This window comes from Pseudofrankia sp. EUN1h (genome assembly GCF_001854645.1).
In the GTDB taxonomy this organism is placed as follows: domain Bacteria; phylum Actinomycetota; class Actinomycetes; order Frankiales; family Frankiaceae; genus Pseudofrankia; species Pseudofrankia saprophytica.
On sequence record NZ_MBLN01000047.1, the window covers coordinates 1 to 26,997 of the forward strand.

Here is a 26,997-nt window from a genome sequence, read left to right on the forward strand (position 1 = left end):
TGCCGTGTCCTGGCGGCCTCCGTCCACGCGAGGCTCCGCCATCATCGCGTGGACTTTGGTCTAGCGCGGGTCGAGGCGGAAGACGCGCAGGACGCGGCCGCCGCCGAGCGAGGGGTCGTTCATCTTCGCGTAGGCGGCGTAGCCGGGCCAGAAGGTGGTCAGCCGAGGCCAGGCCTCGTCGCGCTCCGCGCCGTCGACGAGACGGGCCCGCAGCTCGCGCCGCTTCCCCTTGTGCACCACGGCGACATCCGGGTGCGCCAGCAGGTTCGCCGTCCAGGCCGGGTGCCCAGACCGGCCGTAGTTGCTGCCGACCAGCCAGAAGCCGTCGCCGTCGGGCATCGTCGCCAGCGGCGTGCGCCGAGGCTGACCGGTCCGCGCCCCGGTGTGTTCCAGCATCACCATCGGCAGCATCATCTGCCCGATCATCAGCCGTCCACCGCTGACCTTGTGCAGCGCCCGGTCGATCGGCGGCACGATCGACGGCCCGAACCGCTGAAACAGTGGATTCAGTGAAAACCGCTGCGCAAGACGTCCTGTCCGGGTTTCCGGCCCGATCTTCATAGCGCGAATGGTAACGACTCGGGTCCGGCTGGCGGCCGGGCAGCGGCCCCACCCCGCCAGTCGGCCTCCGGACAAGCGCCACACACGGGATCAGGCTCGCCGCCAGTCGTGCTGGCGGGGCCGCGATTCGACGATCGGCCGCTTGGAAGCAACACGGTTCGGCACACGGCGGCACTCACGTAGCCGGCCGGTACTAGCCTTGCCAGACGTGAAGGTGACGGCTCTGGCTGGGGGCATCGGCGGCGCGCGGTTCCTGCGTGGGGTGCAGGCGGCGCTCCCGGATGCGGACATAACCGTGATCGGCAACACCGGCGACGACATCATCCTGCATCGACTGAACATCAGCCCCGACCTCGACACGGTGATGTACACCCTCGGCGGCGGCATCTCGGCCGAACGGGGCTGGGGACGCGAGGACGAGACCTTCACCGTGCGGGCCGAGCTCGCCGAGTACGGCGTCGGCCCCGCCTGGTTCGGCCTCGGCGACCGGGACCTCGCCACCCATCTGGTCCGCACCCAGATGCTCGCCGCAGGCTTCCCGCTGTCCGACGTCACCGCGGCGCTCTGCCAGCGCTGGCGGCCCGGCGTCCGGCTGATACCCATGAGCGACGACCGGGTGGAGACGCACGTCGTCATCACCGACGAGGCGGGCCGACGAGCCATCCACTTCCAGGAGTGGTGGCTGCGGCTGCGCGCCGAGGTGCCGGCCGAGGCGATCGTCTCGGTGGGAGCGGCGGACGCGAAGCCGGCACCCGGCGTGCTCGACGCGCTGGCCGAGGCGGACGTCGTGCTGCTGCCGCCGTCGAACCCCGTGGTCTCGATCGGCTCGATCCTGTCGGTGCCCGGCATTCGGGACGCGCTGCGGGAGACGCCGGCCCCGGTCGTCGGGGTGTCGCCCATCATCGGCGGGAGCCCGGTGCGCGGGATGGCGGACGCCTGCCTGCGCGCGATCGGCGTCGAGACATCCGCCGAGGCCGTCGGGCGCCACTATGGGGCCCGGCGGGCCGGCGAGGGCACCCCACCGGGCTCGGCCGACGGCCTGCTCGACGGCTGGCTGGTCGACACCGTCGATGCCGGCGTGACCGTGCCGGGGGCCCGGGTGGCGGCGTACCCGCTGCTGATGACCGACCTGGACGCGACGGTCGCGATCGTGCGCGCCGCGCTGGAGCTGGCCGGTGTCTAGCACGCGGGCGGGCGCCGTCGACCCGGAGCGGAGCGGGTTGCGGATCATGCCGGTGCCGGGCATCGGCGAGATCCGCCCGGGTGACGACCTGGCGGCCGCGATCGCCACCGCCGTGGCCGCCGCCGGGATCGTGCTCGTCGACGGCGACGTGCTCGTCGTCACCTCGAAGATCGTCTCGAAGGCGGAGGGCCGGATCGTCCGGGTGACGGGTGACCGGGAGGCCGCTCGCCTCGCCGCCGTCGAGGCCGAGACCGTCCGCGACGTCGCCAGCCGCGGTCCCACCAGGATCGTCGAGACCAGCCATGGCTTCGTGCTGGCCGCGGCCGGGGTGGACGCCTCGAACATCTCCAAGGACAGCCTCGCCCTGCTGCCGCTCGACGCCGACGAGAGCGCGCGGCGGCTGCGCGCCGGGCTCGCCGCCCGTACCGGCGCCGAGGTGGCCGTCGTCGTGAGTGACACCGCCGGCCGGCCCTGGCGGCGTGGCGTGGTCGACCAGGCGATCGGGCTGGCCGGGATGGCGGCGCTGCGCAGCCACATCGGCGACGTCGACGGCTACGGCAACGAGCTCGGGATGACCGAGGTCGCCGAGGCCGACCAGCTCGCCGCGGCGGCGGAGCTGGTGAAGGGCAAGCTGACCGGCACCCCGGTCGCGCTGGTGCGTGGCTTCGCGGCCGTGCCGGACGACGGGCGGGGCGTGCGGTCGGTCGTCCGCCCGCCGGCCGAGGACCTGTTCCGGCTCGGCACCCTCGAGGCCCGGCGGGCGGCGCTGACCGAGCGGCGCACCGTCCGGGCGTTCACCGACGCCCCGGTGGACCCGGCGGCGATCGAGCGGGCCGTCGCGGCGGCCGTGACGGCCCCGGCGCCGCATCACACCACCCCGTGGCGGTTCGTCGTCGTGGCCGAGCGGCGGGCCGAGCTGCTCGCCGAGATGCGGGCCGCCTGGGCCGACGACCTGCGCCGCGACGGCTTCGACGAGGCGGCCGTCACCCGTCGGCTGCGCCGCGGCGACGTGCTGGCCGCCGCCCCGGTGCTGGTGGTGCCCCTGATCACCGACGATGGCGCGCACGCCTACCCGGATGCCCGCCGGGCCGGGGCGGAGGAACGGATGTTCACCGTCGCCGGCGGCGCCGGGGTGCAGAACTTCCTGGTGGCACTGGCGACGGAGGGGCTCGGCTCGGCGTGGGTGTCGAGCACGATCTTCTGCGCCGAGGTGGTCCGCCGGGTGCTCGACCTGCCGGCGGGCTGGTCTCCGCTGGGCGCCGTGGCCGTCGGGCACCCGGCCGCGCCGGCCGCGCCACGGCCGGCGCGAGACGCTGGAACCTTCCTCCTCCACCGCTGACATTTGGCAGTTCGTAGGATTCGACCGTGGCTAAGAAGACCGCCGAGCGCAACGCCCGCCTCGAGGCGCTGCGCCGCGAGCAGAAGCGCAAGGAACGCCGACGCGCCATCCTCATCTACGGCACGGCCGGCACCCTCGCGGTGGTGCTGCTTGCCGTGGTCCTCACCCTCACGATCTCGAGCAACCACAAGGCGGCGGCCACCCACAAGGTGGGCTACGTGGCCGCGGCCTCCGCGGCGGCGAAGGCGGCCAGCTGCACGGGCGTGCTCAACCAGGCCCAGCAGGGCCAGACGCACGTGACCGCCGACCAGACCGTCAACTACAAGCAGACCCCGCCGTCGTCCGGCAACCACGACGGTGACCCGCTGCCGGACGCGATCCGCTTCTACAACCCGAACTCGGGCATCCGCATCGAGCGGGCGGTGCACAACATGGAGCACGGCTTCGTGATCGGCTGGTACGACTCCAAGCTGCCGAGCGACCAGATCACCCAGCTGAAGAACATCGCGACCGCCGCCGGCAGCCGGTTCATCGCGGTCCCGTGGACCCGGTCGGTCTTCGCCGACAACCAGCACTTCGTGCTCACCGCCTGGGACCGCACCCAGCGCTGCGGCACGGTCTCCTCGGACGCCGTCTTCGAGTTCGTGAAGAAGTACTCCAACCCGGGCCTGGACGGCGCCACCTGGGACTCGCCGACAGCGCCCGAGTCCGGCGCCTCCGGCGGCACGCTCGACGTCACCGAGGACGGCCCCATCGCCGCCCTCAACGGTGCCAACACCCAGATCCCGTCGGCATCGCCGACGATGGGCGGCACCAGCCCCTGATCCAGATCGTTTCTCTGATCGTCTCGAAGCGCCTCGCGACCCTGGGTCGCGAGGCGCTTCTGGCTGTGGCGGCTGTGGCGCGTCCGTCGGTCATCCCGGGGACAACGGCCTCCGGGTGTGCGAAAGAAGATCATTTTCGCACGCCCTTTGGCCCTTTAGACGGCGAGCGCGGCTAGCAGGTAGCGGACGAGGAAGCTGGTCGGGCGGGTGGGCGCCGGGTTGGCGAGGCCGCCCTCGATCGTCGCGACGACGGCGTCGGCCGCGGTCTCCTGGTCGGGCGCCGGCACCAGATGGGCGACGGCGGCCAGCGCCAGCCCGTGCAGCCATTCGTGCAGCCGCTCGTGGTACTCCATCACCGGCGGGGCATGTGGTGCTCGCTCGGCCACGCAGGGGTGCAGCGTGCGGCGGCGCTCGACCGAGTCCAGCGCGGCGAACAGCCGGTCGGCCGGCTCGCCCGGCAGCTGGCCGATCCGGTCGATCTCCCMGTCGAGCAGCCGGTTGAGCACGGCCGCGAATGCGTGGTCCTTGGTGCGGAAGTACCAGTACACGGAGCCCGGCTCGATGCCGGCGGCACGCGCGATCTCCGCCACCGACGTTCCGGCGAAGCCGCGGGCGAGGAACTGTTCCTCAGCGACGGCGAGGAGCGCGTCAATCCGTTCCTCGCGCGGGACCTCCTGGCGGTTACGTGGCACCCGATCAGGGTAACGACACCCAGCCCGGGCAGAGGCCGTATATGGAGAGTGCCGCGTGCCTGTCCGTCCGGGCCTGCGCGAGTTGACGTGGACGCCGGAGGTCGGTTGTACGCGCTGGCTGGCGGCTCGACCCGGTTGGGCCGGTTGGGCTGCTTTGCCATTGTGGTCACAATCCTCTTGATTCTTCCCCGAGAGACCTGTGAAAGTGGAGCTGAATCCAACAGTCATGTCGGCGCGGCTCCACCGATCTCCACTGGAACGACCCGGGCCAGTGCCCGCCATGGGCCCACCCGGGCTCGGTGGGTGAGCGACACCATCACGACTCTTCGCGGCAGTGGGGCCGGCGCCGGGTTCGCTGAAGGGATTGCCATGTCCGAGAGCCGGAACGCCAGGACCAGTAACTCCAGCACCGCCAGTAGCTCCAGCACCGCCAACAGCGGCGCGAAGAGCCTCGACTCCCTGTCGGCATCCATGAACCGCGCCCTGGCTGGCGCCCGCGCCCCCCAGGTGGCCRCGGAGCGTCGGGAGCAGATCCACCGCGACCTTTCCGACGCCGGAGGCCGGCGCGCCGCGGCCCGCAGCGCCGCCGTGGCCGCGAGACGGCGGACCAACTTCCTGCTCGGCACCCTCGACGGCCTGCGCCGCGGTGCCGGCGCGCCCGCGAGAGCCCGCGACGCCGGCCGCTCGCCCGCCTAGCCCAGCACCGCGGCGCGTATGGGCTGCTCGCGCGCCGGGGTGTCCCGGTGCTGTTCTCTGGCGCGGGCGCCGGTGTGTGTTGCACAGTCCTGACCGCACCCGACGCCTCGGCGGCGCCCGCCCGGCCACCCGCCGGTGCTGGGCGCGGCCGACCGAGCGGGCCGTTCGATCATCAGGTGGACGCATTGACCAGTACCGGTTCCTCCTCTCGTACCGACGCCCTGCCGGCCCTCCATGTCGGCTCGCCGGAACCGCCGCCGCCCGCGTCCGCGCTGCGCCGGGCGCTGCGCCGGGCGCGGGACGGGGCGACGCTGGACGTCGTGGAGGCGGCGGTGCTACTCGCCGCCCGGGGGGAGGACCTGCGCGACCTGGCGGCCTCCGCGGCCCGGGTCCGCGACGCCGGGCTCGCGTCGGCCGGCCGTCCCGGGGTGGTCACGTACTCGCCGAAGGTGTTCATCCCGCTCACCCGGCTGTGTCGGGACCGTTGCCACTACTGCACGTTCGCGACGGTCCCGCACCGGCTTCCCGCGGCCTACCTCGAGATCGAGGAGGTCCTCGAGATCGCGCGCGCCGGCGCGGCGGCCGGCTGCGCCGAGGCGCTGTTCACGCTGGGCGACCGGCCGGAGGACCGCTGGCCGGCGGCCAGGGAGTGGCTCGACGAGCGGGGCTACGACTCCACCCTGGCCTACCTGCGGGCCGCCGCGGTCGCGGTGCTGGAGGAGACCGGCCTGCTGCCGCACCTGAACCCGGGGGTGCTCAGCTGGGCCGAGCTCGCCCGGCTCAAGCCGGTCGCCCCGTCGATGGGGATGATGCTCGAGACGACCGCCCGCCGGCTGTTCACCGAGCAGGGCGGCCCGCACTTCGGCTCCCCGGACAAGGACCCGGACGTCCGGCTGCGGGTGCTGGAGGATGCCGGGCGGCTCAACATCCCGTTCACCACCGGCCTGCTGCTCGGCATCGGCGAGAACAGGACCGAGCGGGCTGAGACGATCTTCGCGCTGCGCCGCGTCTCCCGGGCCTACGGCTCGATCCAGGAGGTGATCGTCCAGAACTTCCGGGCCAAGGACGACACCGCGATGCGTGGCGAGCCGGACGTGGGCGCCGAGGAGCTCGCCGCGGCGGTCGCCGTCACCCGGCTGGTGCTCGGCCCCGGCGCGCGGGTGCAGGCCCCGCCGAACCTGGTCGACCCGGACGAGTGCGCGTTGCTGCTCTCCGCCGGCATCGACGACTGGGGCGGTGTCTCGCCGGTCACCCCGGACCACGTGAACCCCGAGCGGCCCTGGCCGGCGCTCGACGTCCTGCGCGCGGCCACCGGCGCGGCCGGCTTCGAGCTGCGTCCCCGGCTGACCGTCTACCCGCCGTACCAGGCCGAGCCGTGGCTCGATCCGCGGCTGGCCGCGCACGTCGGGGCGCTCGCGGGGCCGGACGGGCTGCTCGCGCCCACGGCGGCGCCCGTCGGCCTGCCCTGGCAGGAGCCGGACGGTGGCTTCGCCGACAGCAGCGGGCGGGCCGACCTGCACACCGCGATCGACTCCGCCGGCCGGGAGACCGACCGGCGGGCCGACTTCGACAGCGTGTACGGCGACTGGGCCGCGCTGCGCGCCCAGGTCAGCGCCGCCGGCACCGGCGTGGACGGCGTCGTCGGCACCGGCTCGCGCGCCGCGCCGCCGAACGGCGAGGACGCGACGTGGGCGGCGGCGAGGCCGGCGGTGACCGCCGAGGTGGGGGCTCCCGAGGTGGGGGCCGCGACCGCCCTGGAGGGGCCGGCCAGGCCGACCTCCCGGCGGGGCGACCCGGAGGTGCTGGCCGCGCTGCGGCACGCCGCCGTCGACCCGGCCGGGATCTCCGACCCGGAGGCGCTGGCGCTGTTCGGCGCGGCCGGGCCGGAGCTGGACGCGCTGTGCGCGCTCGCCGACGACCTGCGCCGCGACACCGTCGGCGACGACGTCACCTACGTCGTCAACCGCAACATCAACTTCACCAACGTCTGTTACACCGGCTGCCGGTTCTGCGCGTTCGCGCAGCGCCGCGACGACGCCGACGCGTACACGCTCTCGTTCGCCGAGGTCGGCACCCGCGCCACCGAGGCCTGGGAGGTCGGCGCCACCGAGGTGTGCGTGCAGGGCGGCATCCACCCGGATCTGCCGGGGACGGCCTACTTCGACCTCGCCCGCGAGATCAAGCGGGCCGCGCCGGGGCTGCACCTGCACGCGTTCTCGCCGATGGAGGTGATGAACGGCGTCAGCAGGACCGGCCTGTCGGTGGCCGACTGGCTGACCGCGGCCAGGGAGGCCGGCCTTGACACGATCCCCGGCACCGCGGCCGAGATCCTCGACGACGAGGTCCGCTGGGTGCTGACCAAGGGCAAGCTGCCCACCTCCGCCTGGGTGGAGGTCGTGACGACGGCGCACCGGGTCGGGCTGCGCTCGTCGGCGACGATGATGTACGGCCACGTCGACACTCCGGCGCACTGGCTCGCGCACCTGCGGCTGCTGCGCTCGATCCAGGAGGAGACCGGCGGGTTCACCGAGTTCGTCGCGCTGCCGTTCGTCCACCACAGCGCGCCCATCTACCTGGCCGGCGTCGCCCGTCCGGGGCCGACCGTCCAGGAGAACCGGGCCGTGCACGCGATGGCCAGGATCCTGCTGCACGGCGCGATCGCCAACATCCAGTGCTCGTGGGTGAAGCTCGGCACCGAGGGTTGCCGTTCCGTGCTCGCCGGCGGCGTCAACGACATCGGCGGCACGTTGATGGAGGAGACGATCAGCCGGATGGCCGGCTCCCAGCACGGCTCCCGGCGTTCCATCGAGGAGCTCGAGGAGGTGGCGGCATTKGTTGGCCGCCCGGCCAGGCAGCGGACCACCACCTATGGGGAGGTCCCGCAGGAGCGTCTGGACACGGCCAGGGCGGAGCCACGCCGCACCGCCCTTCCCCTCGTCGTCTGACAGCGGGGAACCCGGGCGGGGGCGCTCCGCGCTCCCCCCTCTGGCCACCCACCGGAGTCACTACATCCCGTAACTGACTGCCGGCTGTGCCGTGTGGTTGCAAGGTGGTCCGGGAGGGTACGCGCCTGATGCCCGTCGCTGAACGAAGTCCGATTTCCCCGCGTATATGGGGAACTACGGCTCGGTGATGGCCTGGTGATCCTGAGTGGGTCGCCACTGCTGCGCGTAACGGGGTGCCCGGAAGAGGGGACCCTCCGTCACGGCGCCCAGTGACTGTGAGCTATGGTCATGTCGCTGGTTGTAGAAGATGTTGCGCCGGTAGGGTTGACGCGGGTCGACTTCGGCACGTGTAATTACCGGCGTGTCATTCCCMCCGCCGACGGGGTCGCTTTGGTAATGGCGGCCTGGTCGGTGTGGACACCAGTTACCTGCGCGCCGGCGCCCGGGGGGTGACCGACCGCACCGCGACGGGTCTGGAGGGGTCCCTGATGGAACACACCGACGCGGGTGTCCGTACGACGCCGCCCGTGGGCCTGCGGACGCGCGCCGACGAGCACGCGCCCGACCCTGTCTTCGCGGATGTCGCACGTCCCGTCGACCATCTGACTGGCGGCCACGACATCGTGGTCGCGCCGCCCGCGCCCTCGATGGCGCAGCGGTCCAGCGTCCCGGGCATGCCGCGCCCGCCGGCGCCCAGGCCGCCGGCGGACTCGCGTGCCCGCGCAGAGCTGCGCGTGCCGGCGGCCCCTGCGACGGCCTACACCGGACGGGTCGCGCCCGAGCCTCCGGACATCCCACGCGCGCCGGGCGGCGTTCCGCGGCCCGCCCCGGTCGGTCTCGCGTACGCGGCTCCCCGCCGCGTCGACGAGTCCGCCGCGCCCAGGGACTCGTCCGGGGCCGACGCCCTGGACGCTGACGACGAGAACGTGGAAGACGTGGACGGGGAAGCCGACATCGAGGACGACGACACCGACGACACCGACACCGACACCGACGACGTACTGACCGCGGTCGGTGGCGGCGAGGTCCAGAATCCGTTCGCCGCCACCGACGGCGCCGAGCGTCCGATTCTCGCCGAGGTGATCGACATCGGGCTGGGAGACCTGCTCGGTGAGGTCATGGAATGGCAGGAGCGCGCGCTGTGCGCCCAGACCGACCCGGAGGCGTTCTTCCCCGAGAAGGGCGGCTCGACGAGGGAGGCCAAGCGCATCTGCTCCGGCTGCGAGGTCCGCGCCGAGTGCCTGGAGTACGCGCTCGCCAACGATGAGCGGTTCGGCATCTGGGGCGGCATGTCCGAGCGCGAACGGCGCAAGCAGCGCCGCCGGGCCGTCTAGCGCGGTCGCGGGTACCCGGTGGAGACCGCGGTGGGCCAGACCGGCCCGACCGAGCCTCCACCGGGCGCGGCCCGTAAGGGCGATTCGTCGCCATCGCGCCGAACCGCACGCTCGGGCGGCTTGAGCCCCTCGACCGGTTTGGGCACCCCTGCCGGCACGGACGCCGCGACCGGCACGACCGGCTCGGAGGGCTTGGGGGAGCCCTCCGGAGGGCCGGGCACGCCGCCGGTCGTCGTCGCGGTCGTGACGGTGTCCGCCGCTTCCCGAGGGCGCGGCACCGTCCTGCCGGTCCAGCGCGGACCGGCCCAGGAACCCATCCCGGCGGCCGCCCTCGCGGCGGTCGCCGGCCAGGTCCGCCCGGTGGACCGCATCGTCGCCGTTCCGGTCGCCGGCCCCTCGCCTGCCGGCGCGATCGTCCAGGCGCTGCGCCACGGCGGCGCCGCACCGCCCGACAGCGGGTTCATCTGGCTGCTCGACGAGTCCACCCGGCCCGAGCCCGACGCGCTCGACCGTCTGCTCGCCTGCGCCGTGCTCGACCCGGGGGCCGCCGTGCTCGGCCCGGTCGGCGTCACCGTGGACCGCGCCGGGCGGCGCCGGCCCGCGCCGGGCGACGCGTTCGCGGTCCGCGACGTCCTCGCCGTCGAGCGGACCGGCGCGCTGGTCCGCGCGCACGCCTGGCGGCTGCTCGACGGGCCGAACCCGCTCGCCGGCCGCGCCGACGACCTCGACCTGTGCTGGCGCGCCTGGCGCGCCGGGATGCGCGTCGTCGCCGTCCCGTCAGCCCGTCTCCTTCCACCCGCACCCGCCATACCTCCCGCGCCGCCGGTAGCGCGCGCCGCCGCCCCCGCCCCCGACGGCTTCGACGGCTTCCACGGCGCGGCTGGCCCGCCGGCCCGCGCGCGCGGCGACCACGTCGAGCGGGCGGACGCCCTGCGGGTCCGGCTCGCGCAGTCCGGCGCGCTGGGTGTCCCGGCCGCGGTGGCCGGCCTGGTCGCCGCCGCCTGCGGCCGGGCCGCGCTCGCGCTCGCGCACGGCCGGGGACGCGCCGCGGTGACCGAGGTGCTCGTGCTCGCGAGCGTGCTCGCCGACCCGGTACGGCTGTGGCGGCTGGCTCGGCGCCGCGAGGCCCGCCAGGTGCCCGCCCGCGCGCTGCGCGGGCTGTTGCCCCGCCCCGGCGAGGACGGCAGAACGGGCGGGGCCGAGACGCGCCCGGCCGGGATGAGCCTTGCCGGGGCGCGCCTTGCCGGGACGGACCCGGGCGGGAGGGACCCGAGGCCGGCGGCGGCCGACCGCGCGCCTGGCCAGCCGGCGGTCTTGTTCGCGCTGCTCGCCGTCGCCGCGGGCTGGGCGCTCACCGGGATGGGCCGGATCGGCGGGCGGGGAGCGCCGCTGCCACCCGGCGCGGCCGACCTCTGGACGGCGGTGTGGTCCGGCTGGGTCGGCCCGGCCGGCGGGCTTCCCGGCGGACCGGGCCCCGCGCCCTCGTGGACCCCGCTGCTCGCCACCCTGTCGTCGGCGCTGGGTGGGCGTCCCGAGCTCGCCGCGCGTGCCCTGCTCGTCGCCGCGCCGGCGCTCGCCGGGCTCGCGGCCTACCGCGCCGCCCGCACTGTCGGCGTGCTGACCCCGTGGGCGCGGCTGGGCCTGGCCGCCTGCTACGCGTTCGCGCCCCCGGTCACCGCGGCGGCCCTGGCCGGCAACCTGGCGGCGCTGGGTGCGTCCGTGGCGGCTCCGCTCATCCTCGGGGGCGCCGTCCGGCTGCTCGCCCCGTCCTACGGTGCCGCCGCGGCGTCCGGAACCCGGAACGCCGGCGGGGCGGCCGGAGGCTGGTCAGGCGTGTGGGCGCTCGCCGCGGCGCTGCTCGTGGGCGTCGCCTGCTCGCCGCGGCTGCTGGTGGTCGCCGCCGTCGGGCTCGTCGCCGGCGCCCTGGCCGCGCGCCCACCCGCGGCCGCCGCCGGCGGCCGCGGGCCCATGGCTGTGGGCGCGACGACCGTGGGTGCGACGGCAGGGGGTGCGACGACAGGGGGCGCGCACCGCGCCTGGCGGCCCGCCGGGCGCGTCGCGGTCGTCGTCGCGGCTGGCTGCGTGCCGCTGCTGCCCGCTCTGTGGGTGGGTACGCGCACCGGGACGGTCGGCGCGCTGTCGGTGCTGGTCGACGAGCCGGCGCCGCGCGGCGGCGACGGGTACGCGCTCGCCGCGTTCGTGCTCGTCTGCGGGCTGGCCGCGGTCGCCGGCGGGCGCCCGGCGCGCCCCGCCGTCGGCGCCTGCTGGCTGGTCGCCGCCGCCGGCTGGGTCACCGGCCAGGACGGGCTCACCGCCGCCGCGCTGCTGGGGGCTGTCGCGGCCGCCTGGGCGGTGTTCCTGGGCCCGCGCACCCGGCGAATGGCCGCCCAGGCCGCCGGAGCCGCGCCGGCGGGGCGGCTCGCGGGGAGCCGCGCCGCGGCGTTCACCGCCCTTGTCGTCCTCGCGCCGGCCCTGCTGTTCGCGCGCGCCGCGGGTGCGCTCGGCACCCCACCCGACCCCGGCGGCTGGGTCGACGCCGGCGCGACCGGTCAGGTCGGCGCCCTCGCGGCCAGCGGCGACGCCATGGCCGCCGCGGCGGCTGGCGCGGGCCGCACCCTCGTGCTGCGCCCGTCGGCCAGCGGCGTGACGTACACGTTGACCGGCGGGCACGGCCCGACCATCGTCGACGCGGCGGGCGGTCCGTCCCGGCCGGCGGCCGAGTTCCTCGCCGCCGTCGTGGCGGACCTGACGGTCGGCGGCGGGTGGGGTGCCTCAGCGCTCCCGGCCCTCGGCGCCGGCGCCGTGTTCGTCCCGGCGGGCGCCGCCGCGTCCACGGACACGGCCCAGGCCTACGGGCCGGCTGGCGCGACCAGCCGGCTCACCCAGGCGCTCGACGCCTCCGACGGCCTCGAACGCGACCAGACCAGGCCCACCGGCTACTACTGGCGGCTCGCGCCAGGCGTCGGCGCCGCCGCGCGGGCGCGGCTGCTGCCTCCCGGGCTGGCCGTCACCGCCCGTTCCGGCACCGCCGGGCCATCCGGCCGCCAGGCGTTGGGCAGCGTCGCGGCGGCCCGCGCCGCGGCTGCCGGCCGGGCGGCGATGGGTCCCGGCGCGCCGCTCGCGCCCGCCCGGCCCGAGGTGACCACGGGTGCGCCGGCTGCGTCCTCCGGGACGTCGTCCGACGGGCTGCTGCCCGCGGGGCCGGCCGGCCGGCTGCTGGTGCTGGCCGAACCGGCGGACCCCGGCTGGCGGGCGACCCTGGCGGGCCGTCCGCTCACGCCCGTCGCCGCCTGGGGCTGGGCGCAGGCGTTCGAGGTGCCCGGGAGCCCGGCGGCCGAGGTCCGGGTGCGCTACGACCACACGCCGCACCGCGCGCTCGTGCTCGTCGAGGCGGCGGTCGTCGGTGCCCTGGCGCTGGCCGGGGTGTCGACCTGGGCCGGAGCCTGGTGGCGGCGCCGCCGGGGCGGCGCGGCGGTCTGGTGGGGGAGCCGATGAGCGGCGTGCGCACCCGGCGGCGCCGGTGGGGGCGGGTGCCGGCGGCGGTCACGGCTTCCGTCGCGGGGACGGCGGCGATCGTGACCGCGGCGGTGCTGGTGCCCGACAGACTGCCGACGCTGGTGCCTCCGGGGGAGCCGGTGACCGCCGCGACGGCCTACCGCGTCGGCGTCCCGCCGAGCAGCCGTGCCCTGATCTGCCCTGACCTCGGCTCGGCCGGCCGGGTGCCGACCCGGATCGACGTCGCCCGCTCCGGCACCGGTGGCCAGGTCGGCGCGATCCTCGTCAACGCGGACGGCGGCTCGCCCGGGCGGGGGGCGGACGAGGAGACGGCGGGGCACGGTGCCGCGGCAGGGGGCGGCTCGTCCGCGTGGCGCCCGCCGGCGACGGCTGTGCTGCGTGGCGACGCGCGCCGCGGCCACCTGGAGGTACCCGGCGCCCAGTCGCCGCCGGTCGCGGTCCCGCCGCCCGCTCCGTCGGACCTCTCCGGGCTCGCCGCCCTGTCGCCGGATGCCCGTGACGCGCTGTCGGTCCTGAAGTCGGAGGCCGACGCGAAGGCGCTGACGGCGCTCGCGGCGCTGTCACCCGAGGAACGGGCCGGGCTCGCGGCGGCGCCGGCCCAGCAGCCGCCGCCCGGCCTGGCGGCGCTCGCCCAGCTGTCGGCGACCGACCGGACCGGGCTGATGCGGCTGGCGGTCTCCTCCGGCCGCCCGGTGGCGTTGCGGGGCAGCGCCGTGGCGAACCTGTCGGCGACGGTGACGGCGCCCGGCGGCGTGGCCGGGCCCGCGCGGGACCGGTGCGGGCCGTCCGCCGGCTGGACGTGGTTCGCCGGCCCGGCGACGAAGGCCGGTCACGATCCGCTTCTGTTCCTGGCGAATCTGGGCTCGGCGCCCGCGCGGCTCGCCGTCCACGTCCTGGCACCCGGCCGGGCACCGGCCGTCACCGAGGTCGCGGTGCCGCCCGGCGAGACCACGAGCCAGCGGCTCGCGGCCGTCGCGCCCGAGGCGGCGTCGACCGTGGTCGGCGTCGAGGTCAGGGCCGGGCGGGTGTCGTCCTGGCTGGTCGACCGGCCGAGCGACGGCGAGGCCTGGGAGCTCGCCCCGGTTCCCAGCACGGCCGCGCCGGGGCGCGCGGTGCTGGTCGGCCCTGTGCTGGCGCCGCCGGGAGCCGGTGGGGCCGCCGCCACGCTGGTCGTCGCGGCTGCGTCCACGGATGCGCGGGTCCTCGTCCGGCTGGTGACGGCCAGCGGCCGGCCCACCAGTCCGGCGGGCCCGGGCGCCGTGACGGTGCCCGGCGGCGAGGCGGTCTCGATCCCGCTGACGCTTCCCCGCGGCGAGTCCGTCGGTGTGCTGGTCGAGGCGGCGGGGGCGGTACCGGTCGTCGCCGGCCTGCGCCTGCCGTCCGGTGCTCCGGACGGCGCGGTCTGGGTCGCGGGCACTCGGTTGCCCACGGACGGCTTGCCCGCGGACGGGTTGCCCGCGGACGGGCGGGCGCCGGACGCGGCGGCTGGCGTCAGGGCTGGCGGCCGCCCGCTGGCGGAGCCCTCTCCGGTGCCTTATCTGGATGTTCCGCCGCTCCCGCGGGGCGCGGCCGGGGCAGTGCTGTTCGCGGCGCCGGACGGCCCGGCGACGGCGCGGCTCGACGGCCGCGCGGTCACGGTTCCCGGCGGCGGCACGGTCGCGGTCGCGTTGCCGGCGGGCTACTCCGGCGGCACTCTGTCCGTCTCCGGCGGCCCGGTCGCGGTGACCGAGCTGCTCGGAAAGCCGGCCGGCCCGTCGTCGGGTGAGGACGCCGCGGACGACCAGCCGACCGCCGTCGGCCCGCGGCTGCGCACCGTCAGCTCCGTGCTGCCGCTCGTCCCGGCGGATCCGGCGGACCCCGCCGTCCTGGTCGCGGACCCGTCGGCGGCGAGGTAGGCCGGCCGGGGTTCAGGCCGGCCGGGGGGTGGGCCGGGTGCCGGGGCGGGCCCCGAAGACGCGACCGGTACCGCGCAGCGTGACGGTGGCCGGCGCGGTGAGCACCGCGGCCTGGCCGCGGGCCAGCCGGATCGACGCGCCGGTGGCGGCCTGGCCGTCGCCGTCGCCGTCATCGTCGCCGGCGATGTGGACGTCCACCGCGCCGTCGACGGCGAGCAGCACCGTCGGGCGGTTCAGCGTGACCTCGCCGCCGGCGCAGATGGCCTCGGCGAGCACGAAGTCGTCGACGGGCACCGGCCAGTAGCGCACCAGCCCGCCCGCGCCGGCGCGCAGGATCTTCGCGGTGAGGACGGGCGCGTCCGAGGGCGTCGGGTCCAGCAGGCGCAGCAGCTCGTCGACGTCGATGTGCTTGGGGGTGAGACCGCCGCGCAGCACGTTGTCCGAGGTCGCCATGATCTCGATGCCGACGCCGTGGACGTAGGCGTGCAGCAGCCTCGCTGGCTGGAACAGCGCCTCGCCCGGGTTGAGGGTGACGTCGTTGAGCAGCAGCGCGGCGACGATGCCGACGTCTCCGGGGTGCGCGGCGACGAGCCGGCCGACCAGGTCCGCCGCCCGGGTGACGTCCTCGTCGCCGTCGCCACGGGCCGCCACCGTCGCCGCCGCGCGGGCGAGCTCGCCGGCCAGTGCCCGGCCGCGCTCGCGGGGCAGGGTCAGCAGGGCGCGCAGGACGGTGGCCGCGCCGCGGGCCGGGTCGGCGGCGAGCGGCCGGAACGCGGCCGAGAGCTCCGCGACGCCGAACGCGCGAACGATGGCGAGCGTTCGCGCCGGCTCGCGGATGCCGGCCAGCGCCCGGAACGGGGTGAGCGCGACGATCAGCTCGGGCTTGTGGTTGGGGTCGCGGTAGCGGCGCCCCGGCGCGTCCAGCGGGATGCCGGCCCGTTCGTCCGCGTCGAAGCCGGCGCGGGCCTGCGCCCGGTCCGGGTGGACCTGGAGGGACAGTGCCTTCTCGGCCGCCAGCACCTTGAGCAGGAACGGCAGCGCGCCGAGCAGCTCGGCGGCCGGGCGGCGGCGGCCGGCGTCGTCGACCTCCGCCGGGGCGACCGGGTGGGTGCCGAGCCACAGCTCGGCGGCCGGCTGCCCGGTGGGCACCTCGCCGAGCAGGTCGTAGATCGCGGCCGGCGAGCCCCACGCGTAGTGCTGCACCTGTCCGTACACCGGCAGCAGCCGCGCGGCCGGCGCGGCGCCGCCCGCCGCGCCGCGGGATGCCGGGCCGGCGCCCGGGGTCCCTGCCGGATCCGGGGTTCCTGCACGGTCGGCGGAGCCGATCGGGGAGGTCTGGGAGCTCGCGGACGGGGTCCCTGCCGGATCGGCGAAGCCGATCTGGGAGGTCCGGGAGTCGCTCGCGGCCCTGGGCTCGGGTGACGCGGGAACGCGAGCCCCCGCCACGACGGCGCCTTGGGGGTGGGCGTCTGCGCTCATCGTGCTGGCTCTCCCGGAGGTCGGGTCGCCGCTACGTCGGCGAATGCGGGCGGATCCGCCGTCATCGTAGGTTGCCGCGCTTCTTGTTAGTCCTCTTCGCCCCAGCCGTGRCCCTCGGGGTCGATGACGGCCGGGTCGACGCCGAGCATGTCAGCGACCTCGTGGATGATCGCGTCGAGGACGAGCTCGGCGAGGTCCTCGGTGTCGACGGCACGGGCCTCCAGCGGGCGGCGGTAGACCACGATGCGCCGGGGTGTCGCGGACCGGCCGCGGCCGGTGGCCGGCTGGTAGAGGGCCAGCGGGACGACGTCGTCGGAGACGCCGACGGGCGGGACGTCCTCGACCGCGAACTCCACCCCGGCGAGCTGGTCGGACCAGCGAAGGTCGAGATGCTCGACCGCGTCGAGCACGAGGTCGTCGAACCGTTCGCCGCGGGTCGAGTACGCCGGCACGTCCGGCGGGAACAGGGTGCCCCGCATTCCGCGGCCTCGCCGGTCCCGCCGGCGGCGCGCGGGTATCGGCCGCCGCATGGCCGTCGGGAAATGCGCGACGGGCAACGGCTCGGACGCCGGCGCTTCGTCCACCATCGATCCAGCGTACGGCCCGGCGTAGTCGGGTCGGAACACGGAGCGCCACGCCCGGGGTCCCGCCGGATCGGTGCCAAAGTTCCGCCGGATCGGATCGAGACTCTGATCGGCACTCGTGGTGATGGGTTAAATACCTTCAGCTATTGCCCGAAGTTGCTGTTGGGCAACGGAAAGTGATGGACCGGGTCAGGTTAAGTCACAGTCCCGCCGTCTCGGGCGCGACACGGCGGGCGGTGGTGGCCGCCGCCCGTTCCGGGGTCTACCGTCCGGAACGTGAAGCCCCGGCGCTGCTCCCGCTCGGCCTGTTCCGCGGTCGCGGTTGCCACACTCACCTACGCTTACGCGGAGTCCACCGCGGTGCTCGGGCCGCTGTCGCCGTACGTGGAACCACACTCGTACGACCTGTGCGGCCCGCATGCCGACCGGCTGACCGTGCCGCGGGGCTGGGCGGTCGTGCGCATCGATCCGGAACCCCCGCGCAACCCGGCCACCGACGATCTGGAAGCGCTCGCGGACGTCGTCCGCGAGGTCGCCAGGCCCGGCCCGCTGCCTGGCGAGGCGCCGGGCTACGGCCCCGTTCCCGGGTACGGTCCCGTGCCCGGCCACGGCCCGGTGCAGGCCGGATCCGAGGAGCCCCCGCGTGAGGATCCCGGCGGGGGCCGCCGCGGCCACCTGCGAGCCGTACCGACGTCCTAGACGGCGGGTTGCCCGCCCGGCGGGAGCAGGCGCTCCGGCTGGCCACCCGTGCGACGAAAGGCACGTGGCCGTGGTCGGTCTGTGGGTGCCTGGCGGAGCGGCCGGGTGCGCCCGATAGGGTCGGTCGCGTTGCAGACAGGTACAGCCAGCCGCGGCGGAGCGCCGACCGCGAGACGGGGTGCGGAAGGTGGAGGGCAATGGGGCTTGACCTCGCCCGGATCTTCAAGGCGTATGACGTGCGCGGAGTCGTGCCGTCCGAGTTCGACGCCGACATCGCGCGCGCGACCGGCGCCGCGTTCGTTCGGCTGCTGGGCGCCACCGAGATCGTCATAGCCCATGACATGCGGGACTCGTCCGTCCCGTTGTCGGCCGCGTTCGCCGACGGCGCGACCAGCCAGGGCGCCGACGTCGTGCTCGCCGGCCTTGGCTCGACGGATCTGCTCTACTTCGCCGCCGGTTCGATGAACATCCCCGGCGCGATGTTCACGGCGTCGCACAACCCTGCCAAGTACAACGGCATCAAGATGTGTCGCGCCGGCGCCGCGCCGATCGGCCAGGAGACCGGCCTCGCCGAGATCCGCGACATGGTCGCGAACGGCGTTCCCGAGCCTGCCGGGCGCAGGGGCACGGTGCGGGAGGTCGACCTGCGCGACGCCTACGTCGCCCACCTGCACGGCCTCGTCGACCTGTCCGGCATCCGGCCGTTGAAGGTGGCCGTGGACGCGGGCAATGGCATGGGCGGTTTCACCGTCCCCGCCACCTTCGCCGGCCTGCCCATCGAGCTGGTCCCGATGTACTTCGAGCTGGACGGCAGCTTCCCCAACCACGAGGCGAACCCGATCGAGCCGGAGAACCTGCGCGACCTGCAGGCCGCCGTCCGGGAGAGCGGCGCGGACATCGGCCTCGCCTTCGACGGCGACGCCGACCGCTGCTTCGTCGTCGACGAGCGCGGCGAGCTGGTGTCCCCGTCGACGATCACCGGTCTGGTCGCCGAGCGGGAGCTCGCCCGTGACCCGGGTGGCACGATCATCTACAACGTGATCGTCAGCCGGGGTGTCCCCGAGCTGGTCACCAAGCTCGGCGGCACCCCGGTGCGCACCCGCGTCGGGCACTCGTACATCAAGGCCGAGATGGCCAGGACCGGTGCCGTCTTCGGCGGCGAGCACTCCGGGCACTTCTACTTCCGCGACTTCTGGCGGGCCGACTCGGGCATGCTCGCCGCGCTGCACGTGCTCGCCGCGCTCGGCGGCCAGGACCGGCCACTGTCGACGCTGCTGGACGGCTACGCCCGCTACGCCGCGTCCGGTGAGATCAACTCCGAGGTCGCGGACGCGACCGCGTCGATGAAGGCGATCGAAGCCGCCTATGCGGACAAGGCGACCGACATCGACCGCCTGGACGGGCTGACCATGTCGTTCGCGGACGGCTCCTGGTTCAACCTGCGGCCGTCCAACACCGAACCGCTGCTCCGCCTCAACGTAGAGGCGGAGGATGATGACACCATGAGCCGGCTCCGGGACGAGGTCCTGGCCAGCATCCGTGGTGGAAGGGACTAGTTGCCGAGATGAGCCTCGATCCGCTGCTCTTGGAGATCCTTGCGTGCCCGTGCCCGCAGCACGCGCCGTTGCGCCAGGACACCCTGGCCGGTGCCCCGGTGCTCGTTTGCACCGCCTGCAACCTGGCCTTCCCGGTGCGTGATGACATTCCGGTGATGCTCCTCGATGAGGCGACGCCGTTCCCCGAGCCCGCCACGCCAGCCTCGTCCTGACATGGGCGGCGAGGCCAGGTTCGCCGGGTCGCGGGTCTCCCCGGACTGTTGGGGACACGCGGGCGGTTGACGACCAACATGTACGTCGACGAGCGTGTCCTGGACGAACCGGAACGGCTGGCGGCCGCTGACCCGGGTGGCCTCCTGCGGGAGCTGGCGACCGGTGGGCGGCAGATCCGCGAGACCTGGCGGCTCGCCGAGGAGGCGGGTGCCGGCCGGCTGGGCGCCGACGGGCGGCCGCGGGCCGTGCTGGTCGTCGGCACGGGCGCGGCCGCCGGCGCGGCCGACGTGCTCACCGCCGCGGCCGGGTCGACCAGCCCGGTGCCGGTGATCGGCCATCACGACCACGGGCTGCCCGGCTGGGTCGGTGTCGCCGACGTGGTGCTCGCCGTCTCCGGTTCGGGGCGGTCCCCGCTGACGCTGAACGCCGTCGAGGAGGCCGACCGGCGCGGCTGCCGCATCGTGGCCGTCGGCCCGGCTGACACGCCACTGCAGTACCTCGCCGAGCGGGCGAGGGCCCCGTTCGTCGCGATCGACGGCACCAGGCCGGAACGGGCCAGCCTGTGGGCCCTGGCCACCCCGCTGCTGGTGGCCGCCGCGTCCCTAGGGGTCTGCCGGGACGCGGCCGTCGGTGTCGAGGCGGCGGCGGTCAGGCTCGAGGAGATCGCCACCCGCAGCCGCCCGTCCAGCGAGTCGTTCGTCAACCCGGCGAAGCTGCTCGCCCTGGAGCTCGCCGGCACGCTGCCGATGATCTGGGGCACGTCGCCAGCGACGGCCGCAGCGGCCAGCCGCGCGGCCACCCAGCTCGCCGTCACCGCCAAGTACCCCGTGCTGCACGGCGGCCTGCCGCACCCGGCGATCTACCAGATCGCCGCCTTCGACGGCGTTTTCGGCGCGCGCGCGGCCGCCGCGACGGGCGGCGACGACGAGCTCGACGACTTCTTCCGCGACCGGGTCGATGACGAGCTGGGCACCCGGCTGCGGCTGATCCTGCTGCGCGACCCGGGAAACGAGCATCCGGACGTGAGCCGCCGGGCCGACGCGGGAGTCCGGGTCGCAGCCGAGCGCGGGGTCGGCGTCACGGAGCTCTCGGCGGCCGGCTCCCACCCGGTGGAGCGGCTGGCGTCCCTGGTCGGCCTGCTCGACTACGCCGCGGTCTACCTGGCGATGCTGATCGGCATCGACCCGAGCCTCGAGCCCGCCATCCACGACCTCGACCGGGTCCGCTAACGGCTCGCTCGGCTGTTCGTCAGGGAGCGACGCTGTCCCGCGTGCCGTGCTGATCGAGCCTTCCGATTCAGGGAGAAGGTCCGCGACGTCGTCGGGGCCTGCCTCGACCCGGCCGAGACAGACGTCTTTTCCCTCGACAGTTCCAGTCTGAGTTCGTCAGCGAGTGGAACGAATCGCCGGGCCCCGCCTGTCCGGCGGGGGCCCGGCGCGTTTGAGTCAGTGGGTGGGACGCCCAGGCCTGGGCGACGGGGTCACTGGGGGCCCGGCCCCTGACCGTTGCCGTCCTGGTCCGGGTTCTGGTCGAAGGGGTTGGTCTGGCCGTCGCCGGGCTGACCCGGGAGCTGGGGGGTGATCGGGGTCTGGCCGGGGAGCGGCTGGCCGTCCGGGCCGAGGATGACCCCGGGGGTGACGGTGGGCGCCGGCACCTTGTCCGGGTTCTGCAGGCCGCTCTTCGTGCCCTGCGCGGTCTTCGGGTCCGCCTTCGGCAGTGGCACCACCGGTACGCCCTGCAGCGCCGGCTTCAGCGTGCGGCTGAAGATGATCGCCGGCAGGTCGCCGCCGTACACGTGCGTCCACGTCTTTCCATCCGCCTGGACGTTCGTGAGCGCGTAGTCGGAGGAGTTGCCCCGAGGGTCGCCGACCGCCACCGCGGAGGCCATCTGCGGGGTGAAGCCGATGAACCAGGCGCTGGTGAAGTCGTCGTTCGTTCCGGTCTTGCCAGCCGCGGGCCGACCGATCGCCGCCTTCGTGCCGGTGCCCCTGGTGACGACGCCGGCAAGCACGCTGGCGACGGTATCGGCGATCCTCTTGTCGATGGCCTGTGTGCAGTTCGGTGGCGGCGCGATGTCCACGTTCTTGTTGGACGAGTCGGTCGCCGACGTCACGAACCTGGGCGTGCAGTACTTCCCACCGGCGGCGAACGTCGCGTACGCGTTCGACATGACGAGCGGGGAGATCTTCATCTGCTGGCTGAGCGTCAGGCCGCCGAAGGACGGGCCCAGCCCGCTCTGCAGACCGTCATACGTGCTGTCCGGGATACCGAGGCGCTTCGCCAGCTCGGCTGTCGGCATGACGCCGACGTCCGCCAGCAGCTGGACGAAGTAGGTGTTGACCGACTTCCAGGTCGCCTCGCTCATGTCGAAGGTGCCGGCCTCGTTCGCCTCGGCGTTCGAGTAGCCCTCGTTCGCGCACTGGTCGCCGCCCTCCTCTCCGCGGCCCCCGAGTGGGAACTCCTCGACGATGACGCAGGCCGGCGAGTAGTACTGGGTCCCCAGGCCGTAGCCCTCCTCGAGCGCCTTGGCCATCGTGAATGCCTTGAAGGTCGATCCGGGCTCGAAGCCGGCGTGGGTCGCCAGATTGAGCTTGGTCTGGAACTTGGAAGCGTCGTCGCCGAAGTCCCGGTTGACCGCCATCGCGAGGATGTTGCCTGTGCCGGGCTGGACGATGACCTCGGTGGCCGAGACCCGGTTCCCCTTGCCGACGGTGGCGTCGACAGCGGCCTGCGCCGCCGCCTGGACCTTCGGGTCCAGGGTGGTGTGGATCTGCAGGCCGCCCTCGTAGACCTGGCGGTCGCGCTCGTCCTGGGTGTCACCAAGCGCCTTGCTCGCGAGGAGCTCCGTACGGACATAGTCGCAGAAGAACGGCGCGATCACGGACGCCTCGGCGCAGGAGTCGACGGAGCTGCCGCTGGTGATGTTCAGCGTGATCGGCATCTGCTTGGCGCCTTCGGCCTGCGTCGTGGAGATGAACTTCGACGTGACCATCCGGTCGAGGACGTCGTTGCGACGCTTCATCGCGTCCTTGGGGTTGAGCACCGGGTTGTAACGCGACGGGCTCTGTACCAGGCCCGCGAGCAGCGCCGCCTGCACCAGCGTCAGCTGGGAGACGTTGACGCCGAAGTAGTGCTGCGCGGCGGTGCCGACGCCGTAGGCGCCGTCGCCGAAGTAGGCGATGTTGAGGTAGCGGACGAGGATCTCGTCCTTCGACAGCTCCTTCTCCAGCGTGGTCGCGTAACGCAGCTCCTGGAGCTTGCGGGACACGGAGGTGTCGATCGCCGCCTCGCGCTCCTGGGGGGTGCGCGCGTTCTGGAGCAGCACGTTCTTGACGTACTGCTGGGTCAGCGTCGAGGCGCCCTGCTGTACGTCGCCGGACTCGCTGTTGCGGAGCAGCGCCCGCAGCATGCCCTTCGAGTCGTATCCGCCGTGCTCGTAGAACCGGGAGTCCTCGATCGCGACGATCGCCTGCCGCATGACCTGCGGGATCTCCTCGGGCTTGGCCAGGACCCGGTTCTGCTCGCCGTGCAGCGTGGCGATCACGCTCCCGTCGGCCGCGAGGATCTGCGAGTTCTGCGGCAGCGGCGGCGTCAGCAACTCGGCCGGCAGGCCCATGAAGTGGTCAGCCGACGCCTTCGCGAACAGCCCGGCGCCGGCGACCACGGGCAGCGCGAGCAGCGCCATGACCAGGCCGATCGACAGCGTAAGGACCRCGCCCCGCTTGGCGAACCATGCCCGGCTCCGGCGCGGTGGCTCCGGCGGGCCCGGATCCTCCAGCAGGCCGCTCAGGCTGCTCGACTCGCCCGCCGCGCCGCCCCGGGCCGCGGCCCGGGCGGGCCGGCCCTTCGGCCCGGTGTCGCCGTTCTGGGCGGAGTGGCCCGCGTGCCGCCGCGCTGGCGTCGTGCCCGCGGCGCGCCGCGCGGCCCGTCCAGTCGGCGTGACCGGAGTCTGCGTGTCCCGTCCGGCAGCCGTGGCCGTCACCCCCAGCAGGAGATCAGTGACGTCGGCCCGGCCGGGCGAGGCCGGGGACGTGTGGGTGGACCTGTCAAGCATGCGCGAGCCGCCGGAAGGTCGCCGTACGGCGTCCGGTCTGGTGGCCGTTGACCGGTCCGGCCTCGGCGGCTGGCCAGGTCCGCGGCCGGCCGACGCGTGGATGGGCTGGTGCCCGCTGACCGGTCCGCGCCCGCGCAAATGGTTCGTCGCGAGCAAGGACAACCGTACCGGACGGGCCTGTTGACTACGGAAGGCTGTACCCGTGTCACCATAAGTGCCTAGCCGCGAGTTGCGGGGTTGCCCACGCGATGATCCTCCATTGCTACCAGGCTGTTCGGTGTGTCTGCCGCCTCAGGGCAGGTCGAGGAGGCGGCGGGCCTTCTGGGCCTCGAAGTCGAGGGCGGCCATCGGTGGTGGCGAGCTGATACGGCGGGTGAGCTCGCCGAGGCGGCGCACGTCGGCCGCGACCGCCGGCTCGGCCAGCACGCGCACCGCGAACGCCAGGTCACTGGGACTGATCTGGTAACGGCGCTCCAGCTCGTCGGCGTAGGCGGCGGCGAGCAGCTCGCGCTCGCCGTACTCGCGGTGCCCACCTGGCGAGCGAGCCGGCGTCACCAGCCCAAGTGACTCGCGGTACCGCAGCATCCGTGGCGTCGTGTCCAGCACGTCGGCTGCCTTGGCGATCGGCAGCCGCTGCTCCGGCCGCAGCCGGATGCGCCCTCGTAGCCGATCGAGCACCTCGCGCACGAACCGTTCCTCCCGCACCTGGGCCTCCATGAAGGCCCGTCGCGGCCCGGCCAGCCACGAAGCTGTCCGATTTGCGCCGGCTTTGGGAGCGATCACGGGGAAAGCGTAGCCGGAGCGAGCCTTCGTTCGCACGGAAGCTTACAGCTCTCTGTCAGCTTCGTTGACAGTGCCCGCCTGCCGGCTGGATCGTCGTTCTCGGTACGGCGCCGCGCCACAACCCACCGTGCCCAGCCGTGCCAGCCGTGCCGGCGTGGCCGGCGCCGTACCTGACCCAGCCGTACCTCACCCACCGGTACCTGGCCCCACGACCGAGACCGACAGGCGGCAGCGCCATGACCGTGACCACCCCCACCCCGGCGGCGCCGGCAGCCGGCCTGCCCAGGCACGACGTCGCCGACCTCTCGCTGGCCGAGCAGGGCGTCGCCCGGATCGAGTGGGCCGACCGGGCCATGCCGGTGCTGCGCCAGGTGCGCGCCCGCTTCGCCCGCGAGCGGCCCTTCACCGGGGCCAGGATCGCCGCCTGCATGCACGTCACCACCGAGACCGCGAACCTGATGCGCGCCCTGGTCGCCGGCGGCGCCGAGGTCGTGCTGTGCGCGTCGAACCCGCTGTCCACCCAGGACGACACGGCCGCGGCGCTGGTCGCCGAGTACGGCGTGTCGACGTACGCCCGCAACGGGGTCGACCGCGACGGGTACTACGCGCACATCGACGCCGCTCTCGACCTTGCCCCGCACTACGTCTTCGACGACGGCTGCGACCTGGTCAACACCCTGCACACCGCCCGCCAGGACGTGCTCGACGGCGTGCTCGCCGGCTGTGAGGAGACCACGACCGGGGTGATCCGGCTGCGCCGGATGGCCGCCGAGGACGCCCTGCGCTTCCCGGTGGTCGCGGTCAACGACACCGACACCAAGCACATGTTCGACAACCGTTACGGCACCGGTCAGTCCACCCTGGACGCCATCTTCCGGGCCACGAACACGCTGCTCGCGGGCAAGACGGTGGTCGTCGCCGGCTACGGCTACTGCGGCCGGGGCGTGGCGTCACGGGCCAAGGGGATGGGCGCCAGCGTGGTCGTCACCGAGATCGACCCGACCAAGGCGCTCGACGCGGCCATGGACGGCTTCCGGGTGCTGCCGATGGCGAAGGCGGCGGCGGTGGGCGACGTGTTCATCACGGTCACCGGAAACCGGGACGTGATCCGGCCCGAGCACTTCGAGCTGATGCGTGACGGCGCGATCCTGGCCAACTCCGGGCACTTCGACGTGGAGATCGACGTCGTCGGGCTGGCCGCGCTCGCTACCCACGGGCCGCGCCGCGTCCGGCCGAGCACCGACGAGTACGTGCTCGCCGACGGCCGGCGGTTGCTGYTGCTGGCCGAGGGCCGGCTGGTCAATCTCGGCGCGGCCGAGGGCCACCCCGCGGCGGTGATGGACATGTCGTTCGCGGACCAGGCGCTGACCGCCGAGTGGCTGACCAAGGCCGCGCGGTCGCTCGCGCCGGGTGTCCACGACGTCCCGGTGGAGATCGACAAGCAGGTGGCCAGCCTCAAGATCGAGACGATGGGCCTCGAGATCGACACGCTCACGCCGACCCAGGTGCGGTATCTGAACTCCTGGCAGCAGGGTTCCTGACATCGACTCGTCAGGTTTGCCGCGCTCGCCGGCTCCGGGAGGACTGGAAACCTCACCTGACGATGTCAATGTTTCCAGTTCGGATCACTGGTAGCCGCCGGGAGCCTGGTAGCCGCCGGTCGGTGACGGCCCGACGTAGACGGGCGGGGGCGGGGCGAGGACCTCGGGCGTGAGCAGGTGCCTCGGGTAGTACTCGAGGGGCACGCCCGGGATCTCCCCTGGGCCGTACCGGGCCCGGGAGACCGTGCGTAGCCGCCGGTAGGACCGGCGGGTCCGCTCGGCCAGCACCGCCGACAGGTACGCCCACCCGGGGGTGCCCGGCGGAGGCGGCGGCGTGACGGCGGCGCGGACCTGGGCGACCAGCTCGGCGCCGATCCGCTGCTGGGCCTCGGGGGACAGCTCGTGCACCCGGCCGAGGAAGCCGCGCACGGTGCCGGTCAGCTCGTCGTCGAGGCCGGTGAGATCCAGCCTGGTGACCCAGGCCGCCAGCGGCATCGGCACCGCCGGCACCACCCCGGTCATCGTCGGCACCCCTTCGTGGATCACGACGGTGCCCGCGAACAGGTCGCCGAGCCGCTTGGCGCGCTGGGAGAACAGCATCGCCAGCACCGCCGGCAGCCCGAACAGGGCCCCCGGCCGCTCGACGACCGCCCCGATGAGCCCGCGCACGAACGCGTGCCGGAAGCGGACCGGGCCGCCGTCGTCGCGCACGACCCGCAGCTTCATCAGCATCTTGCCGGCGGTCCGGCCACGCAGGAACGTCTCGAAGATCACCGGGTAGCCGAGCATCGTCCCCACGTAGACGACGATGACGATCGCGACGGCCAGGGCGTCGTCCTGCGGGTTGACCGCCAGCACCGTGACCGCCAGCACGCTGTAGAGCACGAACAGCTGGATGAACAGGTCGACCAGCCCGGCGATCATGCGGGAGCCGAGCCTGGCCGGGCGCAGGTCGATCGCGACCGCCTCGCCGGTGACGACCTGGCTCATCCGGCCGCGTCCCGCGCGCCCCGGTGCTCACCCATCTGGGGTCCCCTCTACTGGGCCAATCGCCTACTTCGCCAACCGCCGTGTCGTTGGTGGTGCCCGTCCATCGTCGTCCA

Annotated in this window: 20 protein-coding genes; 13 read left to right on the plus strand and 7 right to left on the minus strand. The window is 74.5% G+C overall.

Annotation, left to right across the window (positions count from 1 at the left end):
• Positions 1–60: 60 nt before the first annotated feature.
• Positions 61–474, minus strand: a complete 414-nt coding sequence (locus BCD49_RS13085; protein WP_241832318.1) for a nitroreductase family deazaflavin-dependent oxidoreductase — start codon at positions 472–474, stop codon at positions 61–63.
• Positions 475–769: 295 nt separating this feature from the next.
• Here BCD49_RS13085 and cofD point away from each other — a divergent pair, with 295 nt between their 5' ends.
• The 3 genes from cofD to BCD49_RS13100 are packed head-to-tail and all read left to right on the plus strand — an operon-like array spanning position 770 to position 3,907.
• Positions 770–1,744: a 2-phospho-L-lactate transferase gene (gene cofD, locus BCD49_RS13090; protein ID WP_007518594.1), complete on the plus strand. Its 975-nt coding sequence runs from the start codon at positions 770–772 to the stop codon at positions 1,742–1,744.
• Positions 1,737–3,083 (plus strand): coenzyme F420-0:L-glutamate ligase, encoded by a 1,347-nt coding sequence (locus BCD49_RS13095; protein ID WP_007518596.1) that lies wholly within the window; start codon positions 1,737–1,739, stop codon positions 3,081–3,083. The genes cofD and BCD49_RS13095 overlap by 8 nt, the downstream gene beginning before the upstream one ends.
• Positions 3,084–3,109: 26 nt before the next feature.
• The gene (locus BCD49_RS13100; RefSeq protein ID WP_007518598.1) at positions 3,110–3,907 is read left to right on the plus strand and encodes a DUF3105 domain-containing protein; all 798 of its coding nucleotides are present in this window, start codon (positions 3,110–3,112) and stop codon (positions 3,905–3,907) included.
• A gap of 155 nt (positions 3,908–4,062) precedes the next feature.
• On the opposite strand, the gene BCD49_RS13105 is transcribed toward BCD49_RS13100, so the two are convergent.
• Positions 4,063–4,599, minus strand: a complete 537-nt coding sequence (locus BCD49_RS13105) for a TetR/AcrR family transcriptional regulator (RefSeq protein ID WP_071041522.1) — start codon at positions 4,597–4,599, stop codon at positions 4,063–4,065.
• Positions 4,600–4,968: 369 nt separating this feature from the next.
• On the opposite strand from BCD49_RS13105, the gene BCD49_RS13110 reads away from it, so the two are divergent.
• From BCD49_RS13110 to BCD49_RS13135, 5 genes are all read left to right on the plus strand, one after another.
• Positions 4,969–5,295, plus strand: coding sequence for a hypothetical protein (locus BCD49_RS13110; protein WP_198939435.1), 327 nt, complete (start codon positions 4,969–4,971; stop codon positions 5,293–5,295).
• Between the two features lie 185 nt (positions 5,296–5,480).
• A complete protein-coding gene (locus tag BCD49_RS13115) occupies positions 5,481–8,240 on the plus strand; it encodes a bifunctional FO biosynthesis protein CofGH (RefSeq protein WP_083401439.1) in 2,760 nt (919 codons plus the stop codon).
• Between the two features lie 1,118 nt (positions 8,241–9,358).
• A complete protein-coding gene (locus BCD49_RS46125; RefSeq protein ID WP_198536074.1) occupies positions 9,359–9,574 on the plus strand; it encodes a WhiB family transcriptional regulator in 216 nt (71 codons plus the stop codon).
• A gap of 120 nt (positions 9,575–9,694) precedes the next feature.
• Positions 9,695–13,069 (plus strand): glycosyltransferase, encoded by a 3,375-nt coding sequence (locus BCD49_RS13130; protein WP_158072942.1) that lies wholly within the window; start codon positions 9,695–9,697, stop codon positions 13,067–13,069.
• Entirely contained in the window at positions 13,066–14,985 is a 1,920-nt protein-coding gene (locus tag BCD49_RS13135) for a DUF5719 family protein (protein WP_007518839.1), read from the plus strand. Before BCD49_RS13130 ends, BCD49_RS13135 begins: the two co-directional genes overlap by 4 nt.
• A 12-nt stretch (positions 14,986–14,997) precedes the next feature.
• Here BCD49_RS13135 and manA read toward each other — a convergent pair whose 3' ends face one another.
• Both manA and BCD49_RS13145 read right to left on the minus strand, forming a co-directional pair.
• Positions 14,998–16,464: a mannose-6-phosphate isomerase, class I gene (gene manA, locus BCD49_RS13140; RefSeq protein ID WP_007518837.1), complete on the minus strand. Its 1,467-nt coding sequence runs from the start codon at positions 16,462–16,464 to the stop codon at positions 14,998–15,000.
• 86 nt (positions 16,465–16,550) lie between these two features.
• Positions 16,551–16,943, minus strand: a complete 393-nt coding sequence (locus BCD49_RS13145) for a metallopeptidase family protein (RefSeq protein WP_007518835.1) — start codon at positions 16,941–16,943, stop codon at positions 16,551–16,553.
• A gap of 381 nt (positions 16,944–17,324) precedes the next feature.
• Between BCD49_RS13145 and BCD49_RS13150 the strand changes: the two genes are divergently transcribed.
• The 4 genes from BCD49_RS13150 (at position 17,325) to BCD49_RS13165 (ending at position 20,745) form a co-directional block, all read left to right on the plus strand.
• Entirely contained in the window at positions 17,325–17,747 is a 423-nt protein-coding gene (locus BCD49_RS13150) for a DUF3499 domain-containing protein (RefSeq protein WP_027140122.1), read from the plus strand.
• Positions 17,748–17,944: 197 nt separating this feature from the next.
• On the plus strand, positions 17,945–19,303 hold the full coding sequence (locus BCD49_RS13155) for a phosphomannomutase/phosphoglucomutase (RefSeq protein WP_007518831.1): 1,359 nt from the start codon (positions 17,945–17,947) through the stop codon (positions 19,301–19,303).
• Between the two features lie 8 nt (positions 19,304–19,311).
• On the plus strand, positions 19,312–19,515 hold the full coding sequence (locus tag BCD49_RS13160; RefSeq protein WP_007518827.1) for a Trm112 family protein: 204 nt from the start codon (positions 19,312–19,314) through the stop codon (positions 19,513–19,515).
• 78 nt (positions 19,516–19,593) lie between these two features.
• Complete coding sequence (locus tag BCD49_RS13165; RefSeq protein ID WP_007518825.1) at positions 19,594–20,745, plus strand: SIS domain-containing protein; 1,152 nt, start codon at positions 19,594–19,596, stop codon at positions 20,743–20,745.
• A gap of 251 nt (positions 20,746–20,996) precedes the next feature.
• Here the strand turns inward: BCD49_RS13165 and BCD49_RS13170 are convergent, their stop codons facing one another.
• A complete protein-coding gene (locus BCD49_RS13170; RefSeq protein ID WP_071041524.1) occupies positions 20,997–23,570 on the minus strand; it encodes a transglycosylase domain-containing protein in 2,574 nt (857 codons plus the stop codon).
• Positions 23,571–23,861: 291 nt separating this feature from the next.
• The gene (locus tag BCD49_RS13180; protein WP_007518821.1) at positions 23,862–24,275 is read right to left on the minus strand and encodes a MerR family transcriptional regulator; all 414 of its coding nucleotides are present in this window, start codon (positions 24,273–24,275) and stop codon (positions 23,862–23,864) included.
• Between the two features lie 314 nt (positions 24,276–24,589).
• Between BCD49_RS13180 and ahcY the strand changes: the two genes are divergently transcribed.
• The gene (ahcY, locus tag BCD49_RS13185; protein ID WP_007518819.1) at positions 24,590–25,894 is read left to right on the plus strand and encodes an adenosylhomocysteinase; all 1,305 of its coding nucleotides are present in this window, start codon (positions 24,590–24,592) and stop codon (positions 25,892–25,894) included.
• An 84-nt stretch (positions 25,895–25,978) separates the two neighbouring features.
• Here ahcY and BCD49_RS13190 read toward each other — a convergent pair whose 3' ends face one another.
• A complete protein-coding gene (locus BCD49_RS13190; RefSeq protein ID WP_007518818.1) occupies positions 25,979–26,884 on the minus strand; it encodes an RDD family protein in 906 nt (301 codons plus the stop codon).
• Between the last annotated feature and the right edge of the window lie 113 nt (positions 26,885–26,997).

Bases quoted from the DNA above. Each gene is read 5' to 3' on its own strand.
- BCD49_RS13135 (WP_007518839.1), top strand. From the start codon at position 13,066: ATGAGCGGCGTGCGCACCCGGCGGCGCCGGTGGGGGCGGGTGCCGGCG.
- BCD49_RS13190 (WP_007518818.1), bottom strand. From the start codon at position 26,884: ATGAGCCAGGTCGTCACCGGCGAGGCGGTCGCGATCGACCTGCGCCCG.
- BCD49_RS13165 (WP_007518825.1), top strand. From the start codon at position 19,594: ATGTACGTCGACGAGCGTGTCCTGGACGAACCGGAACGGCTGGCGGCC.
- BCD49_RS13160 (WP_007518827.1), top strand. From the start codon at position 19,312: ATGAGCCTCGATCCGCTGCTCTTGGAGATCCTTGCGTGCCCGTGCCCG.
- BCD49_RS46125 (WP_198536074.1), top strand. From the start codon at position 9,359: ATGGAATGGCAGGAGCGCGCGCTGTGCGCCCAGACCGACCCGGAGGCG.
- BCD49_RS13155 (WP_007518831.1), top strand. From the start codon at position 17,945: ATGGGGCTTGACCTCGCCCGGATCTTCAAGGCGTATGACGTGCGCGGA.
- manA (WP_007518837.1), bottom strand. From the start codon at position 16,464: ATGAGCGCAGACGCCCACCCCCAAGGCGCCGTCGTGGCGGGGGCTCGC.